16 protein-coding genes are annotated in these 15,191 nt (G+C 61.3%); 9 read left to right on the top strand and 7 right to left on the bottom strand.

Features of this window, described 5'->3' with window-relative positions; translation table 11 throughout:
• Position 1: 1 nt before the first annotated feature.
• On the bottom strand, positions 2-616 hold the full coding sequence (locus C6558_RS21905) for a cytochrome b (RefSeq protein WP_025426748.1): 615 nt from the start codon (positions 614-616) through the stop codon (positions 2-4).
• Between the two features lie 264 nt (positions 617-880).
• On the opposite strand from C6558_RS21905, the gene C6558_RS21900 reads away from it, so the two are divergent.
• Complete coding sequence (locus C6558_RS21900; RefSeq protein WP_025426749.1) at positions 881-1,261, top strand: hypothetical protein; 381 nt, start codon at positions 881-883, stop codon at positions 1,259-1,261.
• Between the two features lie 271 nt (positions 1,262-1,532).
• On the opposite strand, the gene C6558_RS21895 is transcribed toward C6558_RS21900, so the two are convergent.
• Positions 1,533-2,144 (bottom strand): TetR family transcriptional regulator C-terminal domain-containing protein, encoded by a 612-nt coding sequence (locus C6558_RS21895; RefSeq protein ID WP_025426750.1) that lies wholly within the window; start codon positions 2,142-2,144, stop codon positions 1,533-1,535.
• A 155-nt stretch (positions 2,145-2,299) separates the two neighbouring features.
• Between C6558_RS21895 and C6558_RS21890 the strand changes: the two genes are divergently transcribed.
• From C6558_RS21890 to C6558_RS21870, 5 genes are all read left to right on the top strand, one after another.
• Complete coding sequence (locus tag C6558_RS21890) at positions 2,300-2,791, top strand: N-acetyltransferase (protein WP_057214222.1); 492 nt, start codon at positions 2,300-2,302, stop codon at positions 2,789-2,791.
• Positions 2,792-2,850: 59 nt separating this feature from the next.
• Complete coding sequence (locus C6558_RS21885) at positions 2,851-3,333, top strand: GNAT family N-acetyltransferase (protein ID WP_025426752.1); 483 nt, start codon at positions 2,851-2,853, stop codon at positions 3,331-3,333.
• Between the two features lie 225 nt (positions 3,334-3,558).
• Entirely contained in the window at positions 3,559-4,329 is a 771-nt protein-coding gene (gene tpiA, locus C6558_RS21880) for a triose-phosphate isomerase (RefSeq protein ID WP_025426753.1), read from the top strand.
• A gap of 134 nt (positions 4,330-4,463) precedes the next feature.
• Positions 4,464-4,934, top strand: a complete 471-nt coding sequence (gene secG / locus C6558_RS21875) for a preprotein translocase subunit SecG (protein ID WP_025426754.1) — start codon at positions 4,464-4,466, stop codon at positions 4,932-4,934.
• Between the two features lie 149 nt (positions 4,935-5,083).
• Positions 5,084-6,712, top strand: coding sequence for a CTP synthase (locus tag C6558_RS21870; protein WP_025426755.1), 1,629 nt, complete (start codon positions 5,084-5,086; stop codon positions 6,710-6,712).
• 141 nt (positions 6,713-6,853) lie between these two features.
• Here the strand turns inward: C6558_RS21870 and C6558_RS21865 are convergent, their stop codons facing one another.
• The 5 genes from C6558_RS21865 to C6558_RS21845 all read right to left on the bottom strand — a co-directional run bounded on the left by C6558_RS21865 (position 6,854) and on the right by C6558_RS21845 (position 10,962).
• On the bottom strand, positions 6,854-8,047 hold the full coding sequence (locus C6558_RS21865; RefSeq protein WP_063963221.1) for a DUF418 domain-containing protein: 1,194 nt from the start codon (positions 8,045-8,047) through the stop codon (positions 6,854-6,856).
• Positions 8,048-8,327: 280 nt separating this feature from the next.
• A complete protein-coding gene (locus C6558_RS21860) occupies positions 8,328-8,981 on the bottom strand; it encodes a CDP-alcohol phosphatidyltransferase family protein (RefSeq protein ID WP_025426757.1) in 654 nt (217 codons plus the stop codon).
• A 3-nt stretch (positions 8,982-8,984) separates the two neighbouring features.
• Positions 8,985-9,371 (bottom strand): hypothetical protein, encoded by a 387-nt coding sequence (locus tag C6558_RS21855; protein WP_025426758.1) that lies wholly within the window; start codon positions 9,369-9,371, stop codon positions 8,985-8,987.
• Positions 9,368-10,318, bottom strand: coding sequence for a phosphatidate cytidylyltransferase (locus C6558_RS21850; RefSeq protein WP_025426759.1), 951 nt, complete (start codon positions 10,316-10,318; stop codon positions 9,368-9,370). The genes C6558_RS21855 and C6558_RS21850 overlap by 4 nt, the downstream gene beginning before the upstream one ends.
• Positions 10,315-10,962 (bottom strand): lysophospholipid acyltransferase family protein, encoded by a 648-nt coding sequence (locus C6558_RS21845; RefSeq protein ID WP_207207487.1) that lies wholly within the window; start codon positions 10,960-10,962, stop codon positions 10,315-10,317. Before C6558_RS21845 ends, C6558_RS21850 begins: the two co-directional genes overlap by 4 nt.
• Positions 10,963-11,952: 990 nt before the next feature.
• Here C6558_RS21845 and C6558_RS21840 point away from each other — a divergent pair.
• The 3 genes from C6558_RS21840 (at position 11,953) to eno (ending at position 15,089) form a co-directional block, all read left to right on the top strand.
• A complete protein-coding gene (locus C6558_RS21840; protein ID WP_025426761.1) occupies positions 11,953-12,843 on the top strand; it encodes a VOC family protein in 891 nt (296 codons plus the stop codon).
• Positions 12,843-13,685, top strand: a complete 843-nt coding sequence (gene kdsA, locus C6558_RS21835) for a 3-deoxy-8-phosphooctulonate synthase (protein ID WP_025426762.1) — start codon at positions 12,843-12,845, stop codon at positions 13,683-13,685. The genes C6558_RS21840 and kdsA overlap by 1 nt, the downstream gene beginning before the upstream one ends.
• Positions 13,686-13,814: 129 nt before the next feature.
• On the top strand, positions 13,815-15,089 hold the full coding sequence (eno, locus tag C6558_RS21830) for a phosphopyruvate hydratase (RefSeq protein WP_025426763.1): 1,275 nt from the start codon (positions 13,815-13,817) through the stop codon (positions 15,087-15,089).
• Positions 15,090-15,191 lie beyond the last annotated feature (102 nt).

Raw genomic sequence — 15,191 nt, 5'->3', positions numbered from 1 at the left:
TTCACTTCCTCTTGGCAATGACCTGACTGCCCTTGGTCTTTTCGACCTCGCCGCGCCGCAGCAGTCGCGTCGGCAGCATGCGAACCAGAACTTCGTCGCGGCGCACCATGTGATGGTAGAGCGCGGCCATCGCGTGGAGCGCGACAAGAGCCAGCGTCGCGTAGGCGAGGATTGCGTGGGTCGACGTCCAGAAGCTCTCGGCTGCTTCCGATTTCGCCATCGGCAGATGCGAGATGACGAACCAGTCGAAATAGAAGCTTGGAATGTTCAGCGTCGAGGTCGACGCAACCGCCCAACCGGCAAGGGGCACGGCTATGGTCAGGCCGATCAGGATTGCATGCGTGGTCCGGGCCGCGCGTCGTTCGAGCACGGAAAGGCCTGAAGGCGCCTGTGGTTGCCTATCGAGCACATGCCAGACGGCGCGTAGCGCGGCGAGGGCAAGCACGGTGAAGCCGAAGGATTTGTGCCATTGGTAGAGCGAGAACTGCAGGGCTGGATCCAGGGATAGCCTGCGCATGACAAAGCCGAGTGCCAGTAGGCCAAGGATCGACATGGCGATCAGCCAATGGAGGATGATCGTCACCCAGCCGAATGTAGACTTGCTGTTTTGCAGCATGGCACGCTCCTGCGGCATTCGGACGAAATATTCGCCTTCGTCACCCGGATAAGACCCGTTGGCCCCATCTTTTATTCTCCGACGATACCGTAAATTCGCAGGCCGATCCTGTTGATACAGTCGAAAGATATCTCATCTGCTCCGCGCAGGGCAGTCGACGGGCTGGTCTGATGGTTGCAGATCCAACGTATTGCGGAACATGAGACATGACGCAGAATAGCGCGACGACCGAGATGATCCCACTTGAAAACGTGGTGTTGAAACATGCCAACGCCGGCATCGCGCTGGGGGCGGAGCATCGGTTCGCAGAATCGCTCGAGCAATGCGGCGCAACTGGCGGACGCGAACTTCGAGGGGGAAGACCTCTATTATTGGGTCAAAGGCGGTTACGGTGCCGCGCTCCACGATGTCAGGCTTCACCGCGAGAGCATCGCTGTTTCGAAACTCGTTCGCGAATGGACGCTTTCACTGCGCCAGCCGCTCGGGTCGATGACCATCGCCCGCTCCTATCTGGCGCTCGGTGAGGCTGAGCATGCCTATCCCCATATCCAGGACGTCCAACGGCTGACGGGGGACGAGGTGTTCGACCTGTTCGACCGACAGCACGTGGCTGATATCCGCAAGGCACTTGCGGCAAAGGCGTAATACCAACCTGCGCTGATATTGACCGATTGCGCCGGAGCGATTTTGGTTTCCGGCAAGGAGATAACCGCAGCCGGACCGCGTGGTCCGGTGAGGATTGTCAACGCCATCAAGGGGCAAAAGTGCCCGGCCCTTCGGGCGGGCCGTCTGTCGCCCACTGGCAGCGTCGCAATCCTCGACCGATGCCAAGGCATCGCTCTCAGGTCCGCTCCTCGCCGGATGACCGCACACGGTCCCACGCAATAGGTCAATATCAGCGCAGGTTTGGTATAGGTCAGGATGCCCCGGTTATCTCCTGAAACGAGATGCCGAGATCGTCCGCGACGGCCTGCATCATCAGGCGGCGCACGGTTGTCGGCGATAGCAGCGGCATAGGCAGCACTGCCATGCTGGAAAGGCCAATTCCGAGACCGAGGATCCGCCAGGAGATCGTTTCTGCGAGCACGCCTGCACGGAATTCATCCGCCGCGACACCGTCCGCAATGATGCCGCAAAGCAGACGATGCCAGCCGGAAACGGCCCGGGCGTAAGCGCCGGCCAATTCTGGGTCGGCCTGGGCTGCCCGCCATGCCTCCGCCCAGAACCGCATACCGCTTTCCCGTGTATCGTCCGTGTGGTCACTGACGAAGAGCTTGAGCGCTGCCGTCGCACTGAGTGCAGGGCGCATCTCCACGAACTCGGCACGGGCCGCAGCCTCGTAATGCAGGAAGGCCGCACACTTGAGGTCGCTTGCCGTTTTGAAGTGATGGTGGATGATGCCGTTGGCCGCTCCCATTTCGGCTGCAACCCGACGTGTCGTCATCCCGTCGAAGCCGTCCTTCAGCATGACGGCGATGGCCGCCGCAATGATCGCCTCGCGCCGGGCGAGGCGGGTCATGTACACCATATTCAGTCTCCGGTTGTATGCGATTGACATAGCGCAGATTTGATCATATGTCCAATTTGAGCGTTGGCTCAAATCGTTGGCGGACGATCTAAAACCGCGGCCGGCCTTTTTGGCTTGGTCCTCGTTTTCATCCATTTGATTTTCAGGAGTCGCTTATGAGCGAACATGCATTGCCGTCTGATGCAGAAATTACCTTCCGCCGTATCTCCGCGCTTACCGTTTGCGAGGTCTGCGAGCTCAGCGAAACGCTGAGCGAAGGACAGCGCAATATGGTCGCCGACAACGGCACCTCGATTGCGGAAGCGCATTTCTCCGAGAATGCCTGGTTCCGCGCGATCTACGCCGAGGAGACGCTCGTCGGTTTCATCATGCTGCACCAGGGATCGGATTGGGACGACGGCATCGATTGCCCGGGCGTCTACCTCTGGCGCTTCATGATAGCCCGTCCATTTCAGGGCAAGGGCATCGGCAAGAAGGCGATCGAACTCGTCGTGCGCGACCTCAAGGCGCGTGGCATCCGCGAGCTCTACACCAGCTGCGGACTGGGTGAGGCGAGCCCAGAAGGTTTCTACAAGGGGTTGGGCTTTGTTCTGACAGGCGATAGCTACGGCGAAGAGCCGGAGGCCGTGCTCAAGTTTGCGGCCTGAAAGAGGCATCACTGGCGGCGCTCGGCGGGTTGCCGCTCAGAATATCTTATGAGAGAGACATGCAAAACGACCAACACGAGGCCAATCGGCTCTCAGAAACGGTGATCCGGCCTTACCGCGCGGAAGATCGTGACCGGCTGGTGGCCATCTGGCTGTCCGCCTCGCGCATCGGGCATCCCTTTCTCGGCGAAGAGCGGCTGGTCACCCAGCTGCAGATCGTCCGCGACACGTACCTGCCGATGGCCGACAATTGGGTCGCAGAGGTCGGTGGGCATCCGGCGGGCTTCATCGGGCTGATCGACAATTTTGTCGGCGGGTTGTTCGTCGATCCCGAAGTCCATGGCGCCGGCATCGGCCGCGGACTGATCGAACACGCCGCGACGCGGCTCGGTCATCTCGACGTCAGCGTCTACGCCGACAACGCGAGCGCGGTCGAATTCTATCACCGTCGCGGCTTTGTCGTCACGGGCCGACAGGAGAGGGATGATGAAGGATTGCCTTTTGCGGTGATCCACATGGCTCGCACCGTCGCCCGCATATAGATCCTTAATTCGGAATCGATCCAAGGACGATATTATTCAGCAGGTTGAAAGCGTTACAGCATCCTTTGCGCGTCATACTTAACGCGCGGCGCTGCAATGCGAGAGACCACCGGCCGGGCCGATCGTTTTGGTCCTGCCGGAATATTCAGCGACGGATGCTTTCCTTTGCCGGCTGCATTTGCTAGGCCGCTTGCCGAGAAAATGACCTGACCCGGAGGAAATTTCATGACGCCTGACATCCGCCCGCTCGTCGCCGGAAACTGGAAGATGAACGGAACGCGCGCATCGTTCGATCAGATCAAGGCGATGGCCGAAGGGGTCAAGGGCGATCTGTCGAGCAAGGTCGAGACGCTGATCTGCCCGCCCGCGACGTTACTCTATGTTGCGACCGCGCTTTGCGACGATAGCCCGCTGATGATCGGCGCCCAGGATTGCCATCAGAAGCAGTCCGGCGCACATACCGGCGAAGTTTCTGCCGAAATGATCGCCGATTGCTTCGGCACCCATGTGATCGTCGGCCATTCCGAGCGACGCACCGACCATGCCGAGCATGACGGGTTGGTGCGCGCCAAGACGGACGCCGCCCACGCCGCCGAACTGGTCGCCATCGTCTGCATTGGCGAAACCGGTGACGAGCGACAGGTGGGCAAGACGCTCGACGTGCTCAAGCGTCAGCTTGCCGAAAGCCTGCCCGACAGCGCCACGGCGGAAAACACTGTCATTGCCTATGAGCCGGTCTGGGCGATCGGTACGGGTCTGACGCCGACGACTGCCGACGTCGAAGAGGCGCATGCCTTCATGCGCCAGGAACTGGTGTCGCGGTTCGGTGGTGCCGGCGGCAAGATGCGCATTCTCTACGGCGGTTCGGTCAAGCCGTCCAATGCCCGCGAATTGATGGGCGTTGCCAACGTCGATGGCGCGCTGATCGGTGGTGCGAGCTTGAAAGCCGAAGACTTCCTCGCCATCTACCGGGCTTATGAAGATTTGACGGCCTGATTGTCCGGCACAGGCCGGGCAGGGGGTTGGAATAGCGGACGGCTTGGTATAAAGAAGCGCGAAAATTGCGCCCGGGAAGCCCCGAGTCCGCGCAAGATTTGATTCGTTTGCCCAAAGGGCAGGACTGGAAGCTGATGCAGACCGTACTACTCGTCATCTATCTCATGGTCGTCGTTGCCCTGATCGGCGTCGTTCTCATTCAGCGCTCCGAAGGTGGTGGCCTCGGCATCGGCGGTGGCTCGGGCTTCATGTCCGCACGCGGCACTGCCAATGCGCTGACCCGCACGACGGCGATCCTCGCGGCACTGTTCTTCGTTCTGGCCCTGGCGATGGGTATCCTCGCCCGTTACCAGCCGCAGGCGACCGACATCCTCGACCGTATTCCGGGCACCAGCTCGGGCGGCGGCGTCCTCGATTCGCTTGGCGGTGGCAACACTCAGGCTCCGGCCGGCGGCGCGACCCAGCAGCCTGCGACCGGCAACGGTGCAACAGCACCGGCTCCGGCGACCACAGGCGAGGCTCCGGCTAGCGGTGCCACGACAACGCAAACGCCTGCAGGCGGCGCCAACGGCAACACGGGATCGCAAGTTCCCAGCGGCCAATAAGGTCGCAATTTAAATGAACCCACCGGCGGATGGCACCATCCGCCGGTTTTATTTTGTGTGAAATCTGATTCCCTTCGAAGACGGAAAAATTCGGATAGGCGAATTTTTCGGTGGCGGAATCGTTTGTTAAAAGGTAACCGGTGACTCCCATGGCGCGATATGTATTCATCACTGGCGGCGTGGTTTCCTCCCTCGGAAAAGGCATAGCTGCGGCTGCTCTTGGAGCGTTGCTGCAGGCGCGTGGCTACCGGGTGAGACTGCGCAAGCTCGACCCCTACCTCAACGTTGATCCGGGCACCATGAGCCCGACCCAGCACGGCGAGGTGTTCGTCACCGACGACGGCGCCGAGACCGATCTGGATCTCGGCCACTATGAACGCTTCACGGGGCGTTCGGCGACGAAGACCGACAACATCACCACCGGCCGGATCTACAAGAACATCATCGACAAGGAACGTCGCGGCGACTATCTCGGCGCAACCGTTCAGGTGATCCCGCACGTTACTAACGAGATCAAGAACTTCGTTACCGAAGGCAACGATGACTATGATTTCGTGCTGTGCGAGATCGGCGGCACCGTCGGCGACATCGAAGCGATGCCGTTCATGGAGGCGATCCGCCAGCTCGGCAACGATCTGCCGCGCGGCACCGCCGTTTATGTCCACCTGACGCTGATGCCCTACATTCCGGCGGCTGGTGAACTGAAGACCAAGCCGACCCAGCATTCGGTCAAGGAACTGCAGGCGCTCGGCATTCATCCCGACATCCTGCTCGTCCGTGCCGATCGCGAAATTCCCGAGGCCGAACGTCGCAAGCTTTCGCTGTTCTGCAACGTCCGCCAGTCGGCGGTTATCCAGGCGCTCGATGTCGCTTCGATCTACGACGTGCCGATCGCCTACCACAAGGAAGGCCTCGACAACGAAGTGCTTGCCGCCTTCGGCATCGAGCCGGCACCGAAGCCGCGCATGGAAGCGTGGGAAGAAGTTGCCGATCGCATCCGTACGCCGGAAGGCGAAGTCACCATTGCGATCGTCGGCAAGTACACCGGCCTCAAGGACGCCTACAAGTCGCTGACCGAAGCGCTCTATCACGGCGGCATCGCCAACCGGGTCAAGGTCAAGCTCGAGTGGATCGAGTCGGAGGTCTTCGAAAAGGAAGATCCGGCGCCGTATCTCGAAAAGGTACACGGCATCCTGGTTCCCGGCGGCTTCGGCGAGCGTGGCTCCGAGGGCAAGATCAACGCGGCGCGTTTCGCCCGCGAACGCAAGGTGCCGTATTTCGGCATCTGCTTCGGCATGCAGATGGCAGTCGTCGAAGCGGCGCGCAACCTTGCCGGCATCGACAAGGCATCCTCGACCGAGTTCGGCCCGACCAAGGAGCCGGTCGTCGGCCTCATGACCGAATGGGTTAAGGGCAACGAACTTCAGAAGCGCTCGGCTTCCGGCGATCTCGGCGGAACCATGCGCCTTGGCGCCTATCGTGCGTCGCTGAAGACCGGCACGAAGATTGCCGACATCTACGGCACGGCCGATATTTCGGAGCGTCATCGCCACCGCTACGAGGTCAACGTCGATTACAAGCCGCAGCTTGAATCCTGCGGCCTGGTCTTCTCGGGCATGTCGCCTGATGGCATTCTGCCTGAGACCGTCGAGTACCCTGACCATCCGTGGTTCATCGGCGTGCAGTATCACCCGGAGCTGAAATCGCGCCCCCTTGATCCGCACCCGCTGTTTGCGAGCTTCGTCGAAGCGGCGCTGGAACAGTCGCGCTTCGTTTGATCCGTCAGCACGGTTCTGAAAATTGCGGCCGGTCCTACGTGACCGGCCGTTTTCGTTTTGGCTTCATATGCCGCATCGACACCGAAGCGCCCGGCGAGCAGGGTCGCCGGGTGCGATCTCGATCTCGCCGAAAAGAATGGTCTACCGCCGATCGGCGCTTGCAAGGTTGCGCCATTGCGGCACGCGCCAAATGGTGATGAGGCGCAGCAGCCATTCCAGCGGTCCATAGGCGAAGCGTTGCAGCCACCAGCGGCTAAGAACAAGCTGGGCGGCGTAGACGACAAGGGCCATCGATACGGTTTCGAGCGGCGAGATATGGCCGATCAAGCCGAAACCGTAGCCATGAAAGATAAGCGCGCAGATGAGCGACTGTAGCAGGTAGTTGGAAAGCGCGGTCCGGCCGGCCGGCGCCAACAGGTTGCGCAGCCACCGTCCAGCGGCACTATCGAGGAACAGCATCATCGCGCCGACATAGGCTCCCGTCAGAAACGGCGCGGTCAACAGCCCGACGGCAAGTCCGGTGATCGCCTGAGGCGAATCGGCCATTTGGACGCTGGTATAGGCATAGATGACGGCGCCAGGCAGGCCGACGAAAAGGCCGAGGCGAACAAGCCAACGGAACAGGGCGCGGTTCTCCTGCGGCCGAGACAGGATCTGCCGACGTCCGGCAATCAGGCCGACAAGAAACATGGCCAGCGCCGATGGCGCCTGCAACAGGCCGAGGATGACCCAGACCGATGACAGTTCCGTCAGGTGCTGGCCGATGATGGATTGCCAATCGCCCCGAAAGGCCGCTTCCGTCGCTGCAGCCGCGGCGATGATGGCGTACCGCTCAAGGACTGGAGGCTCCAGGACGGCGGCGACGCCAAGGGCGAACCAGGCAAGCGCCGTACTGATCACCAGCAGGCGAGCGAGACGCCAGAGGCTGGCATCGCTTCGCGTGCGCAACATCATCAGGGCGATGCCAAGGACGGCGTAGGTCGTCAGGATGTCGCCATGAAACAAAAGCACCGCATGCGTCAGGCCAATCAGCCAGAGCCCCGCCTGCCGCCGCAAGAGTCGCGGCACGAAGGCGTCGCCTGCCTTTTCGGCGGAGCGCATCTGCAAGGTGAAGCTGTAGCCGAAGAGAAAGGAAAAGAGCAGGTAGAACTTCATTTCGAAGAACAGTGCGACAGCGAAGTGCACCGCGCGGTCTAGGCCGGTATCGAACGATGGGTCAGGCAATTCGAGGCCGTAAAATGCCGAAGCGAAGGCCATGATGTTGACGAGCAGAATGCCGAGCAGCGCGAAGCCGCGCAGCGCATCGACCCCGTCTATGCGGTCTTGGGTGGTCATGGTCATCTCCGTAACGGCAGGCGATGTGGCGGCCGGCCGGATCCATCTGATTCAAAACGCCTATCGCCGAACGGGCATGGTTGGGCGAACGGTCGACGTAGCTCCGCCAACCGGGGGGTCGGCAGTGGGTGGCGCAAAACGTTCAAGGGCGGCTCAGTGGCGTTATAATAAATAGAGTAATCTATCTAATAATAAGTTTCGAGGACGTCAAGGGGTTCGCCGAGCCGATGCAGGCGACGGCGTTCAACGGATTGAGGTTGGGGGGTGCGGTCCGCGGAGGCTAGTTTGCTGCGGCTTTGGCCTTCAGCCAGGCGGTCTGGCGTCGCGCGCGGCGCAATGCCGTAACGGCTGCCCCGACCGAGACGACAACAAGGGCGACGAGCAGTACTTCGCCATCGCCGAGCCACAACCCTTCAAAAGCCGAAACGACGGCCGCCAACGTGATCACCGCCATGCGGTGCTGTTTTGCCAACGGGCCGGAAAAGTCGCTCGGTGCGCCATTGGCACGGCCGAGTTCGCGGACATAGGCGGTGAGCACGGCGAAGGCGCCTGCGGCAAAGCCGAGCGCAGGCAGGCCGACGCCATAGCCGGCGCCGGCGAAAATGAAGAGGTCGGCGACCCGATCGGGAAATTCATTCCAGAACGGACCGTCCGGTTCACCCTTGCCGCCCTCGACGGCAACCATACCGTCAAATAGATTGCAGAGCAGACGCATCTGGCAGAACAGGGCCGCCGCGATGAAAAGCAGGGCGCGAAGTCCGTCCTGGGTCTCGCTGGTCAGCCAGAAAGCAACGCCTGCCAGAGCCGCGGCCGCCATGCTTGCCTGCGATATCTGGTTGGGCGTGATCGACATCGCGGCGAGGCGTCGGGCGATTGCCTGCGCCCAGCGGGTGTTTCGGCTGGCCAACGGCCTGCGGTCGCCGGTTTCTGTCATTGGTCAAGCTCCCCCGCGGCTGATCGAATAGTTGTAGAGCACTGCATAACTGCCCGATACCAGCAGCGGCACGGCAATGGTTTTGAGAATTTCCGGTGTTCCGGTTGCCGCGTGCACGGCGACGAGGATGCTTGTCGAAGCAAGGCAGGCGAGGAGCGGCGGCATCCAAAGCTGCGAAGTGCCGCGGAAACGAAGAGACAGCGCGTCGATGGCCGATTTCAGGCACAGTGTCAGCGCGGCTGAAAGGGCGCCCTGCACCAGGCCGGCTACGAGTGGTCGCGGCATTGGGTGGTGCCTGTTGGCAAACAGCGCCCATCCGCCCATTGCTATGAAAGCAAAAAGCACGTGGACGATGCTGCTGCGGGCAAAAGCGCGCAGGTGGCCGCTCATGTCAACGACCACCAGTATCGCGTCAGATGAAAGAAGATCGGTGCCGAGAATACGACCGAATCCAGCCGGTCGATCAAGCCGCCATGGCCTTCGATCAGGTGGCCCCAGTCCTTGACGCCGCGATCCCGCTTGATCGCCGACATCACCAGCCCGCCGAAGAAGCCCATCATCGTGATGATGAACGACATCACCCCGGCCTGGATCGGGGTAAACGGCGTGATCCACCAGAGCGAGGCGCCGAGCAGCGTCGCGCTGGCAACGCCGCCGACGAACCCCTCCACTGTCTTCGACGGCGAGAGCTTCGGCGCGATCTTGGTGCGCCCGAAGAGCTTGCCCCAGACATATTGCAGCACATCGCTCGATTGCACGACGATCACCAGGAAGGCGATCAACAACACGTTGCGCCCCCCGTAGCCGGGTATCTGCAGCGTCAGCAAGGCCGGTACGTGCGAGGCGCAAAACACGCAGATCATCAACGCCCATTGGACTTCGGAAATCCGCAGCAGGAAGTTTTGCGTATCGCCCCGCAGGACAGCAATGATCGGCATCAGCAGGAAGGCATAGACAGGAATGAAGATCGCGTAGATGCCGTATTCTTCGGCCCAGAGCAGATAATAGTTGATCGGTAAGGCCAGGAAAAAGGCAGCAGCGATCGCCCAATGGTCGGCGCGGCGCGTATTGATCAGCGTGATGAATTCACGTAGCGCCGCAAATGAGCAGAAGGCGAAAAGCAGCAGCACCCCGACACGTCCGGCGATGAAGGCGATGGCAATGAGGAACACCATTGCCCACCAGGCCTTGATGCGGGCGTTGAGGTTCTCGATCGCTCCATTGGAGCCGTCGGGCGAAAGCCTGCGCTGCAGTACGTAACCGACCGAAGAGGCGAACAGCAGGATGCCGCCGACGCCGAGCAGCAGGGTGACCATATCGGAAGTCGTGGTACTCATGCGTCGTTATCCGTCTGTGCCGGGGCGAGGGAAAGCAGTGCTGCTTGCGCCCTGGCGATGAAGTCTTCCTTGCTCTCGTCTGGTCCAACCTTCAACGGCTCGCCGAAGTTGATCGTGCAGATCAGCGGGATCGGAACGAACTCGCCCTTCGGCATCACGCGGTTGAGATTGTTGATCCAGACAGGGACAAGCGCCACGTCCGGCCGCTTGCGTGCGAGGTGATAGAGCCCGCTCTTGAATGGCAGCAGCTTGGCCTCGGTCTGGTTGCGCGTGCCTTCGGGAAACACGATCAGCGAGGCACCTTCGTCCAGAGCCGTCGCCATCTGTTCGACCGGGTCGCTTGTGCGCGCGGCGGGGTCGCGTTCGATCAGCACCGCATTGAAGACGTCGCGGCCGATGAACGATGTCAGCTTCGACTTCAGCCAGTATTCGGCGCTGGCAACCGGGCGGGCGCGGTCGCGCAGCCAAGGCGGCAGCACGGCCCAGATCAGGATGAAATCGCCATGGCTGGAGTGGTTGGCGAAATAGATGCTCTGTCTCGGCGGCAGGCCGGTTTCGTGCCAGAGTGCCCGGGCAGCTGTCAGTGCGCGGGCAAACATCATGATGGCGACCGAAGCGAGCTTGGCAATCAAATCGCGAATCATGCCGCCTCAACTCCATGTTGAAGGCATCCAGGTATCGAAGGTTGCCTTGCTCCGCGTATCCGGATGTGTCCCCCGCCGTGCAATGAAATGATCAAATGTTGCCCCTAAAAACGCGCAGGCCCATCGTAACCTCAGGCTGCATCGGCCGACTTTACGCGATTGCGTCCGCTTCACAAGCGGCCGAAGTCGCTCCTGGGATGATGACGTGTGGGCGCCGCAAATTCTTCGATCTCTGCACGTTTTTAGCTGACACGCTGAAAACGATGCGACGTCACACCGCAGTCTTTTACCGAAAGGCGGCTTCTACTGAACGTTGACCGCTTGCAGCGCAGCCGCCAATTTTCGAGTGTTGTAAGAGGAGCGTCGTTCAATGCGCCAGTTTCCTGATCGACAGGTTTGTGCCGACCTTTATCGCGACCTGCGCCATCAAACGCGATCTTAGTGTTTGACGCGAATGGCCCGACCTCGTTGTTCGGGCGCTGAACGCAGGTGTAACGAGAACAACCGCAGCGGCCGACGCGACGCTGCGGTTCCCAGTCCCTCGTGTCGCCGTGTTACGTCGTGTTACTGTTACGTACTCCCCAAAACACCGGTTTCAGCCTTTTCTGTTCTTCAGCTAAAGAAAGGGTCAGTACCTATGCGCTTCATAACTTTGTTGTTCGTGCCTTTGACGATCGCCCTGCTAGGGCTTTCGGGCTGTGCCACGACGTCCTCGAGCAATACGACCTACGCGCAGCCGCAAACATTCGCCCCCGGTCTCGGGGCTTCGAATACGGGCAACGCCACCGCGGCGCCGGGATACTATTGACGCTCGGGCAGTTCGGCACCTGGTGGCAACCATAAATCTGCGGCGGGCGGTGCCCGGCGCGGATGGATTCTGTTCTCTGCAGATGTTTGGGTCCAGACGGGCAATCGGTGCCATGGCCGCCAGTCGGCTTGCAATCGCCGGACAAAAGTTGCAAACAGCGGCAAACCATCAGGGAAACCGCCATGAGCCTCTCCAAGCGCACCACCCGCCCGCTCGATCATCTCGTGCTACCGGTGGACGCACTTGAACAGGCACGGCGTCGCCTCAATGATCTCGGTTTCACGGTGGCCGAGGATGCTCGCCATCCCTTCGGCACCGAAAACGCCTGCGTCTTCTTCTCCGACAACACTTATCTTGAGCCGCTTGCCGTCGCTTCGCGCGAAGAATGCGAAATGGCAGCCCTGGACGGCAACGCCTTCGTCGCCCGCGACCAGGCTTTCCGATTCCGTCAGGGGCCGGAAGGTCTGTCAGCGATCGTGCTCGGCACTGAAGACGCTGCGACGGATCATATGCGGTTTCGCGCCCGTGGCATCTCGGGCGGCGAGATGTTGGAGTTCTCGCGGCCCATGCGGCTGCCGGATGGCCGGGAAGGGCTTGGCTCCTTCCGGCTGGCCTTTGCCGCCGACCTGCGCTCGCCGGATTTCTTCCTGTTCAGCTGTCAGCGGGTGCGCGCGCTTCCAATCGATCGTGGCGCGCTCGAGCGGCACGACAACAGCGTGCTCGGCATTTCCGAGGTCGTGCTTTCGGAGACGAACCCGACCGATTTCCAGTACCTGCTGCAAGAGGCGGTCGATGAGCGCGAAGTCGCGGCTCACTCCTTCGGCATGGATATCGAGACGACGAACGCCAAGATCTCTGTGCTGAGCGCCGCCGGCATGGAGGCTTTCTTCGGCCGTTCGGTCCGCAGCGCCGAGCGCGGCTTGCGCGGCCGGGCCGTGATCTTCCGCGTCGCGGACCTCGAAGTGACGCGTGCGCTCTTCGCGCGCAACGATATCGAATTTTCAGAAATGGGCGGACGCCTCATTGTCCCCGAAATGCCGGGGCAAGGGGTGATCTTCGCGTTTGGAGCTTGATGATGGAAACGAATGCCAGAGTAGTCGTCGGTGAAGGTGCCAAGCAGGTCGCCTTCTCGCAGAGGGAGCGCCTGTCGCTGATCGCCGGCCCCTGCCAGATGGAAAGCCGCGAGCACGCCTTCATGATGGCGGGAAAGCTTGCCGAACTATGCAAGTCGCTGGATATCGGCCTGGTCTACAAATCGTCCTTCGACAAGGCCAACCGTACATCGCTTTCTGGCAAGCGCGGCATCGGCCTCGACACGGCGATGGAAATCTTTGCCGATCTCAAGAAGGAGTTCGGTTTCCCGGTCCTGACCGATGTGCACACCGAGGAGCAGTGCGCCGTCGTCGCCGAGACCGTCGACATCCTGCAGATCCCGGCCTTCCTGTCGCGCCAGACCGACCTTCTGGTGGCAGCTGCCAAGACTGGCCGCACCATCAACGTCAAGAAGGGCCAGTTCCTGGCGCCTTGGGACATGAAGAACGTGCTCGCCAAATTCACCGAAAGCGGCAATCCCAACATTCTTCTGTGCGAGCGTGGCGCGTCCTTCGGCTACAACACGCTGGTTTCCGATATGCGCTCGCTGCCGATCATGGCCTCGCTCGGCGCGCCCGTCGTCTTTGACGCCACCCACTCGGTGCAGCAGCCGGGCGGGCAGGGCGGTTCGACCGGCGGTCAACGCGAGTTCGTTGAAACGCTGTCGCGTGCAGCCGTCGCTGTCGGCATCGCCGGCCTGTTCGTCGAAACCCACGAGGAACCGGACAACGCTCCTTCCGATGGCCCCAACATGGTGCATCTGAAGGACATGCCGCGGCTGCTCGAAAAGCTGCTGGCCTTCGACGCCGTCGCAAAGGGCTGAGACAGGCTCGTGAAATTTTCATGAACCCCGGTGGCGCGGTTGTTTTTACATCTTGCGCGCCATTGAAAATCCCGGGCCTTCGCTTATGACAGGCCCGACCCACCACCGTCCTCAAGCAGGGAAGAGATCATGACAGCAATCATCGACATCATCGGCCGAGAAATTCTGGACAGCCGCGGCAACCCGACCGTCGAGGTCGACGTCTATCTGGAAGACGGAAGCTTCGGCCGCGCGGCCGTGCCGTCGGGTGCCTCGACCGGTGCGCATGAAGCGGTCGAACTGCGCGATGGTGGAACGCGTTACCTCGGCAAGGGCGTCGAGCGCGCCGTCGACGCCGTCAACGGCGAGATCTTCGAGGCGATCGGTGGCCTCGATGCGGAAAACCAAATCCAGATCGACAAGACGATGATCGAGCTTGACGGCACGGCCAACAAGTCGCGCCTCGGTGCCAATGCCATCCTCGGCGTGTCGCTGGCCGTCGCCAAGGCTGCCGCCGAAGCTTCCGGCCTGCCGCTCTACCGTTACGTCGGCGGCCCGAACGCCCACGTGCTTCCGGTTCCGATGATGAACATCATCAACGGTGGTGCTCATGCCGACAACCCGATCGACTTCCAGGAGTTCATGATCGTTCCGGTCGGTGCCGATACGATGCGTGACGCGGTCCGCATGGGTTCGGAAGTGTTCCACACGCTGAAGAAGCAGCTTTCCGCCGACGGCCACAACACCAATGTCGGCGACGAAGGCGGCTTCGCGCCGGGTCTGGCGTCCGCTCCGGCAGCACTCGACTTCATCATGAAGTCGATCGAGAAGGCTGGCTACAAGCCGGGCGAAGACATGTTCATCGCACTCGATTGCGCCGCGACCGAATTCTTCAAGGACGGCAAGTACGTCCTCGAAGGCGAAGGCCGCACGCTTGAGCCGGGTGCAATGGCCGAATACCTGGCGGAACTTGCTGCCAAGTACCCGATCTTCTCGATCGAAGATGGTATGGCGGAAGACGATTGGGACGGCTGGAAGGCTGTGACTGACCTCATCGGCAACAAGTGCCAGCTCGTCGGCGACGACCTGTTCGTCACCAACTCCGCCCGCCTGCGCGATGGCATCAAGATGGGTGTTGCCAACTCGATCCTCGTTAAGGTCAACCAGATCGGCTCGCTGTCGGAAACACTTGACGCTGTCGAAACGGCACACAAGGCACGCTACACCGCCGTCATGTCCCACCGTTCGGGCGAGACCGAGGACGCGACGATCGCCGACCTCGCCGTTGCCACCAACTGCGGCCAGATCAAGACCGGCTCGCTGGCCCGGTCCGACCGGCTCGCAAAGTACAACCAGCTGATCCGCATCGAAGAGCAGCTCGGCCTGCAGGCCAACTACGCCGGCCGCTCGATCCTGCGTGGCTGATAGCCTCGATCGATCGCTGAAAAAATTGACCCGCTCACGGTTGCCGTGGGCGGGTTTTGCTTTATCCGGCCATTCATGGTCAACGGTCGGTTAATCAATGCC

The organism is Ensifer sp. NM-2, from assembly GCF_003024455.1.
GTDB classification, from domain to species: domain Bacteria; phylum Pseudomonadota; class Alphaproteobacteria; order Rhizobiales; family Rhizobiaceae; genus Ensifer; species Ensifer canadensis.
Note: the sequence above shows the minus strand (reverse complement) of the source record. Positions and strands in the feature narration are given on the sequence as shown.